Source organism: Agromyces protaetiae (assembly GCF_004135405.1).
GTDB lineage: Bacteria > Actinomycetota > Actinomycetes > Actinomycetales > Microbacteriaceae > Agromyces > Agromyces protaetiae.
Map to the genome: position 1 here is coordinate 534,534 of NZ_CP035491.1, position 13,800 is coordinate 548,333.

Here is a 13,800-nt window from a genome sequence, read left to right on the forward strand (position 1 = left end):
GTGGAAGGCCTACGGGTGCGTCAGGCCTCGGGCTCGCCCGAGAGGATGCCGCGCAGCCAGTCGCGCGCCTCGATGAAGATCTCGTCGTCGTACTTCGAGTGGTACTCGATCTCGCGGTGGTCGGCGCGGTGGTACGAGCCGAGGAACAGCACGCGCGGCGAGAACCGGCGGAGGCCGAGGAGCGCGTCGGCGACCCGTTCGTCTTCGACGTGCCCCTCGAGGTCGACGACGAACCGGTATCGGCCGAGGGCGTCGCCGATCGGCCGCGACTGGATGAGCGAGAGGTTCACGCCCCGCGTCGAGAACTGCTCGAGCATCGCGAGGAGCGAGCCCGCCTCATCGTCGGGCAGCTCCACGATGAGGCTCGTCTTGTCGGCGCCCGTGCGCGGCGGGATCGCCTTCGACGTCGACACGAGCACGAAGCGCGTGACGGCGTTGGGGTTGTCGCCGATATCGCGCGCGAGCACCTCGACGTCGAGCTGATCGACGATGCCTGGAGGCGCGACGGCCGCGTCGGCGTTCGAGTCGGCGTCGAAGAGGCTCGTCGCCGCGTAGACGTTGCTCGCCGCGGGGATGTGCCCGTGGTCGGGGAGGTTCCGCTCGAGCCAGCCGCGCGACTGCGCGTAGGCGACGGGGTGCGCGTTCACGACCTTGACGTCGTCGAGCTTCGTGCCGGGCTTCGCGACGAGCACGAAGTTGACCTTGACGAGGTACTCGCCGACGATCCGCAGGCCGGGAATCGTCGCGAGCGCGTCCTGCGCGGCCGTCACGCCGCCCTCGACCGAGTTCTCGATCGCGATCATCGCCGCCGTCGCGCGCCCGGCGACGACCTCGGCGAGCGCCTCGCCGACGTTGTTGACCGACAGCCACGTCTTGCCCTGGGCCTCGGGCACCTGCTTGAGCGCGGCCTCGGTGAAGGTGCCCGCGGGACCGAGGTACGCGTAGGTCTCCGAAGGGTCGGCCGAGGCATCCGTCATGCCTTGCAGCCTAGCCAGCGCGCCGCGCCCGTCGCGCTAGCGTGACCGCATGAGCACCGCATCGACGACGAGCGACCGGCCGGCGGTCCGGTACGTGCCGACCGACGAGGAGCGCGCTGTCGCGCTCCGGCGCATGAAGCGCATCGCGACGACCCTCCTCGTGATCGCCGCCGTCGTGTTCGCGATCGCGTTCGCCCTGCAGGACCGGTACCCGTGGCTCGGCTATGTGCGCGCCGCCGCCGAGGGCGCGATGGTCGGCGCGATCGCCGACTGGTTCGCCGTCACCGCGCTTTTCAGATACCCGCTCGGCATCAAGATCCCCCACACGGCGATCATCCCGACCCGCAAGGACGAGATCGGCGCGACGCTCGGCGCGTTCGTCGAGCACGAGTTCCTCTCCGACGAGGTCGTCACGGGCAAGCTCCGCTCGATCGGCATCGCGCGGAGGGTCGGCGGATGGCTCGCAGAGCCCGCGAACGCCGAACGACTCACCGCCGAGGCATCCGTCGCGGCACGGGGCATCCTGACCCTCCTGGGTGACGACGACGTCGAGGACGTCATCGAGCGCCTCGCGCGCCGCCACCTCTTCGAGCCCGAGTGGGGGCCGGCGATCGGGCGCGTCGGCGCCCGGCTCGTCGCGGCGGGGCAGCAGCGGGCCGCGATCGACGTCGTCGTCGAGAAGGCCGAAGGATGGCTCGAAGCGCACCCTGAAGCATTCGGCCGGATGGTGTCCGACCGGCTCCCCCGTTGGGTGCCGGGCTTCGTCGACCGGTTCGTCGACGACCGAGCGCAGCGCGAGATCCTCGCGTTCGTGCGCGCCGTGCGCGCCGACCCCGATCATCCGCTGCGTCTCGCGGTCGACCGCTGGCTCGCCGAGCTCGCCGACTCGCTCCAGCACGACGGCGCCACGATCGCGAAGGTCGAGGCGATCAAGGCCGACCTCCTCGAGAGCCGACGCGTGCGCGAGTTCGCCGCCGAAGCGTGGTCGAGCGTCAAGCACACGCTCGAGTCCGCACTCGAAGACCCGTCGAGCGAGTTGCGGCAGGCGCTGCAGCAGGCGGTCGTCGAGGTCGGCGCGCGGCTCGTCGCCGATGAGCGGCTCGCGCAGAAGGTCGACGAGTGGGTGACGGATGCCGCGGCCTACGTCGTCCGGAACTACCGGCACGAGATCGCGGGCGTCATCACCGAGACCGTCGAACGCTGGGACCCCCGCGAGACCACCGAGAAGCTCGAACTGCAGGTCGGGCGCGACCTCCAGTTCATCCGCATCAACGGCACCGTCGTGGGCGCCCTCGCGGGGCTCGCGATCTTCGCGCTCGCAAGCGCGGTCCAGGCGCTCGTGTGAGGCATCCGCCGCCGCGGATGTGACGAAGCGCCCGTGACGCGCGCGCCCGACGCTGCCAGACTGGGCGCATGCATGAGCGCGCAGGAACCCCGGCGACCGAAGCCGACCTCATCGACGTCGAAGCGCTGGTGCGCGCCTACTACGACCTGAAACCGGATGCCTCCGTGCCCGCCCAGCGGGTCGCGTTCGGCACGTCGGGCCACCGGGGCTCGTCGCTCTCGACGAGCTTCAACGAGGACCACATCCTCGCGATCACCCAGGCGATCGTCGAGTACCGCACCGCGCAGGGCATCACGGGGCCGCTCTTCATCGGCGCCGACACGCACGCCCTGAGCGCGCCCGCGCAGACGACCGCGCTCGACGTGCTCGTCGCGAACGGCGTGCGCGTGCTCGCCGATGCGTACGACGACTTCGTGCCGACCCCCGCGCTCAGCCACGCGATCCTCAAGTGGAACAACGACCCGGCACGCCGCGCCGAGGGCGAGGCCGACGGCATCGTCATCACGCCCTCGCACAACCCGCCCCAAGACGGCGGCTTCAAGTACAACCCGCCGCACGGCGGCCCCGCCGACTCCGACGCGACGACGTGGATCGCGAACCGTGCGAACGAGCTCATCGCGGGCGGCCTCGAGGGAGTCAACCAGGCCGAGCCGAGCGGGGTCGAGACGTACGACTTCCGCGGCGAGTACGTCGCCGACCTCGAGAACATCATCGACTTCGACGCCATCAAGCGGTCGGGCATCAAGATCGGCGCAGACCCGCTCGGCGGGGCATCCGTGCACTACTGGGCCGCGATCCGCGACCGCTACGGCATCGACCTCGAGGTCGTCAACGAGCGCGTCGACCCGCAGTGGGCGTTCATGACGCTCGACTGGGACGGCAAGATCCGCATGGACCCGTCGTCGCCGCAGGCCATGGCGTCGGTGCTCGCCAACGCGGGCCGCTTCGACATCCTGACGGGCAACGACGCCGACGCCGACCGGCACGGCATCGTGACCCCCGACGGCGGGCTCATGAACCCCAACCACTACCTCGCGGTCGCGATCGAGTACCTCTTCGGGCACCGCAGCGGCTGGCGCCACGACGCGTCGATCGGCAAGACGCTCGTGTCGTCGTCGATGATCGATCGCGTCGCGGCCGGGCTCGGGCGGCACCTGTGGGAGGTGCCCGTCGGGTTCAAGTGGTTCGTGCCGGGGCTCGTCGACGGGTCGGTCGGGTTCGGCGGCGAAGAGAGCGCGGGCGCGTCGTTCCTGCGCTTCGACGGCACCGTCTGGACGACCGACAAAGACGGCATCCTGCTGTGCCTGCTCGCGTCCGAGATCCGCGCAGTGACGGGCAAGTCGCCGTCGGAGCTGTATCGCGCGCTCGTCGCGAAATACGGCGACCCGGCCTACGAGCGCACGGATGCCCCGGCCACCCCCGAGCAGAAGGCCGCCCTCGGCAAGCTCGACGGCGACCAGGTGCACGCGACCGAGCTCGCCGGACAGCCCATCACAGCGAAGCTCTCGCACGCCCCCGGCAACGGCGCCGCGATCGGCGGGCTCAAGGTCACGACCGACGACGCGTGGTTCGCGGCGCGGCCGAGCGGCACCGAAGACGTCTACAAGATCTACGCCGAGTCGTTCCAGGGGCCCGAGCACCTGAAGGTCGTGCAGGCCGAAGCGCAGCGGATCGTCACCGAGGCGCTCGGCGGCTGATCGCCGGGGGACGCAGGGCGCGCCCGCTCAGCGCAGCGAGAAGTAGTACACCGAGCCGCCGCCGCTCGCGAGGGCGACGTCGACGTCCCAGTAGTCGACGTCCTTCGTGTGGCTGCCGACCCAGACCTTCGTGCTGCCGTCGGGGTTGTGATCGACGCGCGTGACGATCGCCGTGTGGTCGCGGTCGCCGCTGTCATCCCAGTCGAACTGGGCGATGTCGCCGACCTTGACCTGCGCGCGCTGCGAGTCGTCGAGCGCGGTCGCGAGGTCGGGGCGGGAGTACAGCCAGTCGCGCATGGCGGTCGAGCTCGTCCACGAGGGCGACGTGGCACCCGTGTTCGCGTCGTAGAACCATCCGCCGTCCATCGTCCAGCCCCGCTCGATGAGCGACTGGCTCGCGAAGTTCGCGCAGTCGTACCCGTCGATGACGGGGTACTGCCCGGCGTTGTAGTTCGACCAGTGGGCGAGGATGTAGCCGACCTGCGCGTCGATGCGCGGGTCGGTCGTGTAGGTCAGGGTGAGCGAGGTCGCGGGTCGGGGCAAGACGGCGGTCGCGGATGCCTCGGCCGGCACCTGCGCGGATGCCGCGGCGATCTCGGCGAGCGAGCCCGTCGAGACGTTCGCCGAGTCGACGGATGCCACGGAGCTGGTCTGCTGGGTCGCGGCGATCTCCGCGGGGGTGCCGACGGGCGCGGGCTCACCGGTCTCGTCGGCGAACACGACGGGCACGTCCCCGAGCGCCGTGTCGGAGGTCGCTGGCACCGCGAACGTGAGCGTGGTCGCGTCGGCGGCGACGATCTGGGCGGGGGCGCCGCCGACGGTCACCTGCGTGATCTCGTCGAGCTGCGATCCCTGGACGGTGACTTGCGCGCCGCCCGTGAACGGCACGGCGGCGACCGAGAGTCCGCTCGTGACGGCGGGGCCCGGGTCGGCGGCGATGGCCGCGCGGACCTCGTCGGCGACGGGCGCCATGGGATGCTCCCCCGACTCGTTCGAGGCGTCCGCGTAGGCAGGGTTCTGCGCCTTGGGCACGCCGACCGCGCCGAGCGCGCTCACCCCGACGATCGCGGTCGCCGACGTGATGGCGGCCCAGCGACGCACACCGCTTCGGGGCGTGGCGTCGCCGGCGGGCCGCCGATTGCCGACCCGCTCCGCGCGGTGCTTGGGAACCCGGCGCGCCGGCTGCTCCGCTTCGGTCCCGCCCGAATCGGGCGCGGGCGGGCGGTACGTGGAGCGATGGCGCAGGGGGGTATTGGGTTCTTCGTGGGGCACGGTGGAGCGATTCGGGTCGGCGTTTAGGGGGACACGACAAGACCATCACCCCAGAATGTGAGGAACCCTCTCAGAGCCTGGGAGCGACGTGAAAGCGCGCTCACGCGCGTGCGAAGGCGCACGCGCTCACCCGACCCGCAGGCTCACCCGACCCGCAGGCGATCCCGGCGCGTCCGCGCGACGACGCCGGCCCCGACCACGACGAGCGGCACGATCGCGAGCGCCCCGACGACGTTGACCGCAGCGAAGCCGCCCGCCGCGAGCACCGCCCCCGATGACGCCGAGGCGAGCGCCGCCGCGAAGTTCATCGCCGCGTCGGAGCCGCCCTGCAGCGGGACGCGCAGCGGCGGCTCGACCGACACCGTGAGCAGGGCCGAACCGCCGATGAGTCCCGCCGACCAACCAAGCCCCAACAGCCCGAGCGCGAGCGGCACGAGCTCGATCCGGTCGCTCGGCGCGAAGACGCCGAGCATCGTCGCGCCGGCGAGCAGCACGGCCCCGAGGCCGATGACGGGGATCGGCCCGAACCGGTCGACGAGCCATCCCATGATCGGGCTCGCGCCGTACATCCCGAGGATGTGGATGCTGATGACGAGTCCGATGAGGCCGAGCGTGCCGCCGTGGTCGTGCAGGTGCACGGGAGTCATGACCATGACGGCGACCATCGCGGTGTGCGAGCAGACGATCGCGAGAAGCGCGAGGAGCGACGTCGGATTGCGCGCGGCCGTCGTGAGCGCTGCCCACGTACCGACCGGGCGGGCCGACTGGTCGGACACCGGGTCGGACACAGGGTCGGGCGCAGCGTCGGCGGGCGCGTCTGCCCCGCCTGCGGCATCGGCGTCGGCCGCGGCATCCGCTTCGAGCACGCCGGGCTTCGGGAGCCGGAGGAGCGCCCCGACCGCGAGCGTCGAGATCGCGAACGCGAGCCCCGAGAAGACGAACGGGCCCGCGAGCGGCGGGAGGCCGGCCCACCGCCCGAACGCGGCGCCCGCTTCGGACAGGTTCGGCCCGGCGACCGACCCGATCGTCGTCGCCCAGAGCACGAGCGACATCGCGCGCGCCTCGAACCCTGGCCGGGCGACCTCGGTGGCCGCGAACCGCGCCTGCAGACCCGCGGCCGATCCTGCCCCGAACGCGGCGAGGCCGACGAAGACGAGCGGCACGATCGCGGTCGCCGCGGCCACGATGACGGCGACCGCTCCGAGGCAGGCGAGCCCGTAGCCGAGGGCGAGGGCGACATGGCGTCCGCGCGCGACCGCGAGCCGCGCGAGCGGGATCGCGACGATCCCCGCTCCGAGTACCGACGACGTCTGGCTGAGCCCCGCGAGGAGCGCAGTGCCCGTCAGATCCTCGGCGAGGAGGGCTGCGACGGCGATGCCCGACGCGACGCCGACGCCCGCGAGGAGCTGGTTGCCGACGAGCACTGCGAGGGAGAGGCCTCGGCGGGGCCGACTCGTGATCGCAGCGCCGCCGACTCCGCTCATGGCATGGGGGCGGCCGGGAGGCCGAAGAATTCCTCGAGGGTCGTGTAGCCCGTCTCGTGCATCTTGGTCGCGAGATCGACCCCGATGTAGCGGTAGTGCCAGGCCTCGTGGGGGTACCCCGTGACATCCACCTTGTCGGCCGGATACCGCAGGATGAAGCCGAACCGGTACGCGTTGTCGCGCAGCCACTGGCCCTCTTCGCTGTCTTCCATGCACTCGAACGTGCAGCCGCGCTCGGTGCCGATGTCGATGCCGAGGCCGGTCTGGTGCTCGCTGCGCCCGGGAGGCGCGGTCGTCGGGTCGTCGCCGTCGCCGTAGAGGTCGACTTGCGTCGAGTAGCTGCGGTAGGCGCTGTTCGAGGCCAGGAAGTAGCCGGCCTCGTCGGCCGCTGCCTGGAACATCGCGACGACGGCGTCGGACGCCTCCTGGCGCATCTCGGGCACCCACGTGTGCGCGACGGGCACCTCGACGAGGTCGGGCGGGACGAAGTCCTCGGGGTTCAGCGGGCGGTCGCGATTGACGACGACCCAGATGCTCATGGGGTCGTCGAGCGAGTGCGCGTTGCGATCGAAGGTGTCGACGGGAGCCGGGGCCGGAGCGGCGTCGGGGCCGGGAGGGGCCGCGGCTTCGCCGATTCGGATGTCCCGGCCGAGCCGCCTGCAGGGCCGCGACCGCCGTCGTGTCCGGCCGTCGCAGGCGTTCCGCCGAAGACGAGTCCGACGACGAGCGCGGCGACGCCGACGAGCACGCCGCTCACGGGCAGCGCGATCGTCAGACGGCGGCGAGAGGTCTCTGGATCGAGCGCCGCACGGTCGGTCGAAACGTCGGAAGGCACGGATCGAGTGTAACGGCGACCACTGAGCCGACCTCGGAAGGAGCCGCGAAAGCCAAACGTCCACCTTGTGAGAGCGCTCTCTTGACACCGAACATGAGCATGCCCTAGCTTCGGCTGAAGTCGTGAGAGCGCTCTCACTTCGACGCGAGAGAGCGCTCTCACGATCGGGCACCAACACCCCATCCAACGCACACATCCCACGCACACAAAGGAGTGACCGTGAAGCTCTCACGACGCACCCGCGGTGTCGCAGCCATCGCCGGCGCGGCATCGATCGCCCTCCTGGCGTCCGCCTGTTCGGCGGGCGGCGGAGACTCGTCCGGAGGTGAGGGCGAGGACGTCACCCTCACCATCACCACCTTCGGCACGTTCGGCTACGACGACCTCTACAAGGAGTACGAGGCCGCCAACCCGGGCGTGAAGATCGAGGCGACGAACATCGACACGGGCGGCAACGCGCGCACCGACGCCTTCACCAAGATCGCCGCGGGCAGCGGCCTCAGCGACATCGTCGCGATCGAGGAAGGCTGGCTCGGCGCCATCATGGAGGTCTCCGACCAGTTCGTCGACCTCAAGGACTACGGCATCGAGGACCGCAAGGCCGACTGGGTCGACTGGAAGTACGCGCAGGCCACCGACGCCGACGGCCGCGTCATCGGCTACGGCACCGACATCGGCCCGACCGGCCTCTGCTACAACGGCCCGGCGTTCGCCGCGGCCGGCCTCCCGACCGACCGCGAAGAGGTCAAGACGCTCCTCGAGGGCGACTGGGCCCACTACTTCGACGTCGGCCGCCAGTACCACGAGGCCACCGGCAAGGCCTGGTTCGACCACTCCGGCTTCGTCTGGAACTCGATCGTGAACCAGCTCCCCGAGGGCTACTACACGTCCGACGGCGAGCTCAACGTCGAAGACAACGCCGAACTGAAGGACAGCTTCGACCTCCTCGGCTCCGCCGTGAAGGACGGCCTCTCCGCCGCGCAGTCCGCTTGGGACTGGAACGGCGGCAAGTCGTTCGTCGACGGCACCTTCGCGACCTTCGTCTGCCCGGGCTGGATGCTCGGCGTCGTGCAGGGTCAGACCGAGGCCGGCGGCGGCGACGCCTCGACCGGTTGGGACTTCGCCGACGTCTTCCCCGGCGGCGCCGGCAACTGGGGCGGCGCGTTCCTCTCGATCCCCGAGACGAGCGCCCACAAGGAGGCGGCCGCGAAGCTCGCCGACTGGCTGACCCAGCCCGAGCAGCAGGTGAAGCAGTTCGACGCAGCGGGCACCTTCCCGTCGACGATCAAGGCGCAGGAGGAGCTCGCGGCGAACCCCACGCCCAACGCGTTCTTCAACGACGCGCCCGTCGGCGCGATCCTCGCCGGCCGCGCCGAAGGCGTCGTCGCCCAGTTCAAGGGCCCCGACGACTCGGTGATCCAGGAGAACGTGTTCGGCCCGCCGCTCTCGGCCCTCGACCGCGGTGAGGTGGATGCCGCGGCCGCCTGGGATCAGGCGATCGAGCTGCTCCACGAGCTCGTCTCCGACTAGTCCCCACCCCCGATGATCGGGTGGCGTCGGCACCGCCGGCGCCACCCGGTCACCCCCCTCCACGCATCCGCTCTCCACCAGAACGGTCCGACATGACCACCACGCTCCATCCGCCGGTCGACGCCCCGCCGTCGAAGCCGCGCGGTCCGCAGCCGAAGCCCACCTTCCGGCAGCGCCTCTCGCGCTTCGACCTCAAGGCGTCGCCGTACTTCTACGTGTCGCCGTTCTTCATCCTCTTCGCGCTCGTCGGCCTGTTCCCGCTCGGCTACACGTTCGTCGTGTCGCTGCACGAGTGGGATCTGCTCACCGGCCAGGGCCCGTTCGTCGGGCTCGAGAACTTCGCGAACATCCTCGGCGACCGGATGTTCTGGAACTCGATCTTCAACACGGTCAGCATCTTCCTGCTGTCCTCGATCCCGCAGCTCACGGTCGCGATCGTCGTCGCCTACCTCCTCGACCAGGGCCTCCGCGCGCCGACGATCTGGCGCATGGGCGTGCTCCTCCCTTCGTCGTGACGCCCGTCGCGGTCGCCCTCATCTTCTCGAGCGTCTTCAACGAGGCCGACGGCCTCGCGAACAACCTGCTCAACGTGTTCGGCATCCCCGACCAGGAGTGGAAGCACGACACGTTCCTCAGCCACATCGCGATCGCGACGATGGTGAACTTCCGTTGGACGGGCTACAACGCCCTCATCCTCCTCGCGGCCATGCAGGCCGTGCCACGAGACCTGTACGAGTCGGCGGCGATCGACGGCGCCGGAAGCATCCGCCGCTTCTTCTCGATCACGATCCCTTCGATCCGCCCGACGCTCATCTTCGTCATCATCACGGCGACGATCGGCGGCCTCCAGATCTTCGCCGAACCGCGACTGTTCGACGTCTCGACCGCCGGCGGCATCGGCGGCAGCGACCGGCAGTTCCAGACGACGGTGCTGTTCATGTGGGAGCTCGCGTTCTTCCGCAGGAACTTCGGCGAGGCATCCGCCGTCGCGTGGCTCCTCTTCCTCCTCATCGTGGGCTTCGGCCTCATCAACTTCCTCATCTCGCGCCGCATCGCAACCGGTGACAGTCGAGTGAACCGTCGCACGAGACGTGCGCTCGCCCGAAAGGGGGCAGACCAGTGACCGTCACCGAGACTCGCGCGTCGATCGCGGTCGAAGAGGGCCGGATGCCTCGCGGCTCGCGCCGTCGCGGCCCGAAGGGCGGGCTCGCCGGCATCGGCAGCCGCCCGGGGTTCCTCACCTACGGACTCCTGTCGGCGTTCCTGATCGGCAGCGCCTACCCGCTGTGGTGGTCCTTCGTCGTCGGCAGCGGCACGAACGCGACCCGCGGCGAGACGCTGCCCCTCGTTCCGGGCGGCAACTTCCTCGCGAACGCGCAAAAGGTGTTCGACGCCATCCCGTTCTGGCTCGCCCTGTGGAACTCGTTCATCATCTCGGCGATCATCACGGTCTCGGTCGTGACGTTCTCGACGCTCGCGGGGTACGCGTTCGCGAAGCTCAAGTTCAAGGGCCGCGACGGGCTCATGATCTTCGTGATCGCGACGCTCGCGATCCCGACGCAGCTCGGCATCATCCCGCTGTTCATGGTCATGCGCCAGCTCGGCTGGACGGGCACGATCGGCGCCGTCATCGTGCCGACCCTCGTGACGGCGTTCGGCGTGTTCTTCATGCGCCAGTACCTCGTCGACACGATCCCCGACGAGCTCATCGAGGCCGCACGCGTCGACGGCGCGAACCAGTTCCGCACGTTCCTCACGGTCGGCCTGCCCGCTGCGCGCCCGGCGATGGCGATCCTCGGCCTGTTCACGTTCATGACGGCATGGACCGACTATCTGTGGCCGCTCATCGTCTTGAGCCCCTCGAATCCGACCCTGCAGACGGCGCTCAGCCAACTGCAGTCGGGGTACTACATCGACTACTCGATCGTGCTCACGGGCGCGGTCCTCGCGACGATCCCGCTGCTCGTTCTCTTCATCATCGCGGGCAAGCAGCTGATCTCCGGAATCATGGCAGGAGCAGTGAAGGGATGACCCTCCCCACCCCATTCCCCGACGGCTTCGTGTGGGGCTCGGCGACCGCCGCCGCCCAGATCGAAGGCGCCGCCCGCGAGGGCGGCAAGGAGGACTCGATCTGGGACGCGTACGCGCGTGTGCCCGGCGCGGTCGCCAAGGGCGACACCCCCGACCGGGCCGTCGACCACTACCACCGCTACCCCGAGGATGTCGCGCTCATGCAGCGCCTCGGCCTCGACTCGTACCGGTTCTCGACGAGCTGGGCGCGCATCGTGCCGGGCGACCGCGCGGTCAACCAGGAGGGGCTCGACTTCTACTCGCGCCTGGTCGACGAACTGCTCGGCGCCGGCGTGCTGCCGTGGCTGACGCTCTACCACTGGGATCTCCCCAGGCCCTGCAGGAGCGCGGCGGCTGGGCGAACCGCGACACCGCCTACCGTTTCGCCGACTACGCCGAGGCCGTCTACGGCGCCCTCGGCGACCGCGTCACACACTGGACGACGTTCAACGAGCCGCTGTGCTCGTCGCTCATCGGGTACATCGGCGGCGAGCACGCACCGGGCCTCACCGATCCCGTCGCCGGCCTCGCGGCCGTGCACCACCAGCACCTCGCCCACGGGCTCGCGGTCGAGCGGTTGCGCGGGCTTGCCGCGGCGGCGACCGACGGCACGGGTGCGGCCCGAGACATCCGGCTCGGCATCACGCTCAACCTCACGAACGCCGTGCCGAACCATCCGGCCGACCCCGTCGACCTCGAGGCCGCGCGTCGCATCGACGCGCTCTGGAACCGGATGTTCCTCGACCCCATGCTGCGCGGGGCATATCCCGCCGACCTGCTCGAGGACGTGCGCGAGTTCGGACTCGAAGACCACATCCACGACGGCGACCTCGCGCACATCGCGCAGCCGATCGACTTCCTCGGCGTGAACCACTACCACGACGACAACGTGTCGGGTCATCCGCTGCCCGAAGACGCCCGACCCGGCCTCCGGCCGACCGACAAGCCCGGCCGCTCGCCCTTCCCGGGCAGCGATTACGTGACCTTCCCGACGCGCGGCCTGCCCCGCACGGCGATGGACTGGGAGGTCAACCCGTCGGGCCTCGAGAAGCTGCTCGTGCGCCTCGGCGACGAATACCCGAACCTGCCGCCGCTCTACATCACCGAGAACGGCGCCGCCTACGACGATGTCGTCTCGCCCGACGGGCAGGTGCACGACGTCGAGCGCACGCAGTACATCGTCGACCACATCGCCGCCGTCGGACGCGCGATCGACGCCGGCGCCGACGTGCGCGGGTACTTCGTGTGGTCGCTCCTCGACAACTTCGAGTGGGCGTGGGGGTACGAGAAGCGGTTCGGCATCGTGCGCGTCGACTACGACACGTTCGAGCGCACGCCGAAGGACAGCGCGCTCGCGTACGCGAAGCTCATCGCGGAGCACAAGGCGTCTCAGGATGTCGCGGCGGATGTCTCGGCGGATGCCTCGGCCGCGGCCTCCTCCACAGGAGGCGACGCACGGGGCCAGTCCGAGGCATCCGCGACTATCGTTGGGTGAATCCGGCGACAGGGAGGGGTTTCGCATGACGGCCGATCGCGGCACCCCTGCCTCCGCCCGCGGCGGCTCGGCGCCCACGCTCGAGATGGTGGCCGCGCACGCGGGCGTCTCCCGGGCGACGGTGTCGCGCGTCGTCAACGGGTCGCCGAAAGTCAGCCCCGACGTCGTCGAGGCCGTGCAAGCGGCGATCGCCGTCCTCAACTACGTGCCCAACCGCGCCGCGCGCTCGCTCGCGAGCCGGCGCACGCAGGCGATCGCGCTCGTCGTTCCCGAGTCGACGGCGAAGGTGTTCAACGACCCGTTCTTCGCGACCCTTGTGCAGGGCATCGGCCTCGCCCTCGCCGACACCGACTACACGCTCTCGATGCTCATCGAGAGCGAGGCCGCGTCCGACAAGACGCGCAAGTACCTCCTCGGCGGCAACGTCGACGGCGCCCTCGTCGCCTCGCATCACACGGGCGACCACTCGTACGCGCACGTGTCGCGGGCGTTGCCCGTCGTGTTCGGCGGGCGCCCCCTCGATCCGGGCGAGCAGGTCAACTACACGGTCGACGTCGACAACGCACACGGCGCCGAGATCGCGACCGAGCACCTCGTCGAGCGCGGGCGGCAGCGCATCGCGACGATCGGCGGCCCGCAGGACATGCCGCCGGGCGTCGACCGCCTGCGCGGCTGGCGCAACGTGCTCGACCGCGCCGGTCGCACGTCCGACCTCGTGGAGTTCGGCGACTTCAGCCCCGAGTCGGGCGCGATCGCCATGCGCAGGCTCCTCGAACGCGACCCCACGATCGACGGCGTCTTCTGCGCCAACGACCAGATGGCGATGGGCGCCTACGCGGCGATCCTCGAAACCGGCCGCACCATCCCCGGCGACGTCGCCGTCGTGGGCTTCGACGACGACCGCTACGCCTCCATGGCCGTGCCGCCCCTCACGACCGTGCACCAGCCGTCGCTCCAGATGGGCGAGGTCATGGCCCGCACGCTCGTGCGGCTCATCGCCGGCGAGGACGTGCCGTCCGCGACGCTGCTGTCGACGCAGTTGGTGGTGCGGGCGTCGAGTTAGGCGTCGGTCGCGCAGCCGAGCACCGCGGCGCG

10 protein-coding genes and 2 pseudogenes are annotated in these 13,800 nt (G+C 70.6%); 7 read left to right on the forward strand and 5 right to left on the reverse strand.

The window, feature by feature from the left end:
* Positions 1 to 20 precede the first annotated feature (20 nt).
* Complete coding sequence (gene pheA / locus ET445_RS02450) at positions 21 to 977, reverse strand: prephenate dehydratase (protein ID WP_129188516.1); 957 nt, start codon at positions 975 to 977, stop codon at positions 21 to 23.
* A gap of 49 nt (positions 978 to 1,026) precedes the next feature.
* On the opposite strand from pheA, the gene ET445_RS02455 reads away from it, so the two are divergent.
* Complete coding sequence (locus tag ET445_RS02455) at positions 1,027 to 2,322, forward strand: DUF445 domain-containing protein (RefSeq protein WP_129188518.1); 1,296 nt, start codon at positions 1,027 to 1,029, stop codon at positions 2,320 to 2,322.
* 68 nt (positions 2,323 to 2,390) lie between these two features.
* Complete coding sequence (gene pgm / locus ET445_RS02460) at positions 2,391 to 4,019, forward strand: phosphoglucomutase (alpha-D-glucose-1,6-bisphosphate-dependent) (RefSeq protein WP_129188520.1); 1,629 nt, start codon at positions 2,391 to 2,393, stop codon at positions 4,017 to 4,019.
* A gap of 27 nt (positions 4,020 to 4,046) precedes the next feature.
* Here pgm and ET445_RS02465 read toward each other — a convergent pair whose 3' ends face one another.
* The 4 genes from ET445_RS02465 to ET445_RS17110 form a co-directional block, all read right to left on the reverse strand.
* Positions 4,047 to 5,120, reverse strand: coding sequence for an amidase domain-containing protein (locus tag ET445_RS02465; protein WP_129188522.1), 1,074 nt, complete (start codon positions 5,118 to 5,120; stop codon positions 4,047 to 4,049).
* A gap of 314 nt (positions 5,121 to 5,434) precedes the next feature.
* Positions 5,435 to 6,775: an MFS transporter gene (locus tag ET445_RS02470; RefSeq protein ID WP_129188524.1), complete on the reverse strand. Its 1,341-nt coding sequence runs from the start codon at positions 6,773 to 6,775 to the stop codon at positions 5,435 to 5,437.
* The gene (locus tag ET445_RS17105) at positions 6,772 to 7,314 is read right to left on the reverse strand and encodes a M15 family metallopeptidase (RefSeq protein WP_165314272.1); all 543 of its coding nucleotides are present in this window, start codon (positions 7,312 to 7,314) and stop codon (positions 6,772 to 6,774) included. The genes ET445_RS02470 and ET445_RS17105 overlap by 4 nt, the downstream gene beginning before the upstream one ends.
* The gene (locus tag ET445_RS17110; RefSeq protein ID WP_165314273.1) at positions 7,311 to 7,610 is read right to left on the reverse strand and encodes a hypothetical protein; all 300 of its coding nucleotides are present in this window, start codon (positions 7,608 to 7,610) and stop codon (positions 7,311 to 7,313) included. Before ET445_RS17110 ends, ET445_RS17105 begins: the two co-directional genes overlap by 4 nt.
* 213 nt (positions 7,611 to 7,823) lie before the next feature.
* Here ET445_RS17110 and ET445_RS02480 point away from each other — a divergent pair, with 213 nt between their 5' ends.
* From ET445_RS02480 to ET445_RS02500, 5 genes and pseudogenes are all read left to right on the forward strand, one after another.
* A complete protein-coding gene (locus tag ET445_RS02480; RefSeq protein ID WP_424922872.1) occupies positions 7,824 to 9,140 on the forward strand; it encodes an ABC transporter substrate-binding protein in 1,317 nt (438 codons plus the stop codon).
* 92 nt (positions 9,141 to 9,232) lie between these two features.
* Positions 9,233 to 10,263, forward strand: a pseudogene (locus tag ET445_RS02485) (carbohydrate ABC transporter permease).
* 44 nt (positions 10,264 to 10,307) lie between these two features.
* A complete protein-coding gene (locus tag ET445_RS02490; RefSeq protein WP_129192372.1) occupies positions 10,308 to 11,171 on the forward strand; it encodes a carbohydrate ABC transporter permease in 864 nt (287 codons plus the stop codon).
* Positions 11,168 to 12,705: pseudogene (locus tag ET445_RS02495) on the forward strand (glycoside hydrolase family 1 protein). The gene ET445_RS02490 and the pseudogene ET445_RS02495 overlap by 4 nt, the downstream one beginning before the upstream one ends.
* A 25-nt stretch (positions 12,706 to 12,730) precedes the next feature.
* The gene (locus tag ET445_RS02500) at positions 12,731 to 13,768 is read left to right on the forward strand and encodes a LacI family DNA-binding transcriptional regulator (protein ID WP_129188530.1); all 1,038 of its coding nucleotides are present in this window, start codon (positions 12,731 to 12,733) and stop codon (positions 13,766 to 13,768) included.
* Positions 13,769 to 13,800: the final 32 nt, after the last annotated feature.

What these genes read in the sequence shown, in the direction of transcription:
- pheA (WP_129188516.1), bottom strand. Translation starts at nt 977, where the DNA reads ATGACGGATGCCTCGGCCGACCCTTCGGAGACCTACGCGTACCTCGGT.
- ET445_RS02455 (WP_129188518.1), top strand. Translation starts at nt 1,027, where the DNA reads ATGAGCACCGCATCGACGACGAGCGACCGGCCGGCGGTCCGGTACGTG.
- pgm (WP_129188520.1), top strand. Translation starts at nt 2,391, where the DNA reads ATGCATGAGCGCGCAGGAACCCCGGCGACCGAAGCCGACCTCATCGAC.
- ET445_RS02470 (WP_129188524.1), bottom strand. Translation starts at nt 6,775, where the DNA reads ATGAGCGGAGTCGGCGGCGCTGCGATCACGAGTCGGCCCCGCCGAGGC.
- ET445_RS17105 (WP_165314272.1), bottom strand. Translation starts at nt 7,314, where the DNA reads ATGAGCATCTGGGTCGTCGTCAATCGCGACCGCCCGCTGAACCCCGAG.
- ET445_RS02490 (WP_129192372.1), top strand. Translation starts at nt 10,308, where the DNA reads ATGCCTCGCGGCTCGCGCCGTCGCGGCCCGAAGGGCGGGCTCGCCGGC.
- ET445_RS02500 (WP_129188530.1), top strand. Translation starts at nt 12,731, where the DNA reads ATGACGGCCGATCGCGGCACCCCTGCCTCCGCCCGCGGCGGCTCGGCG.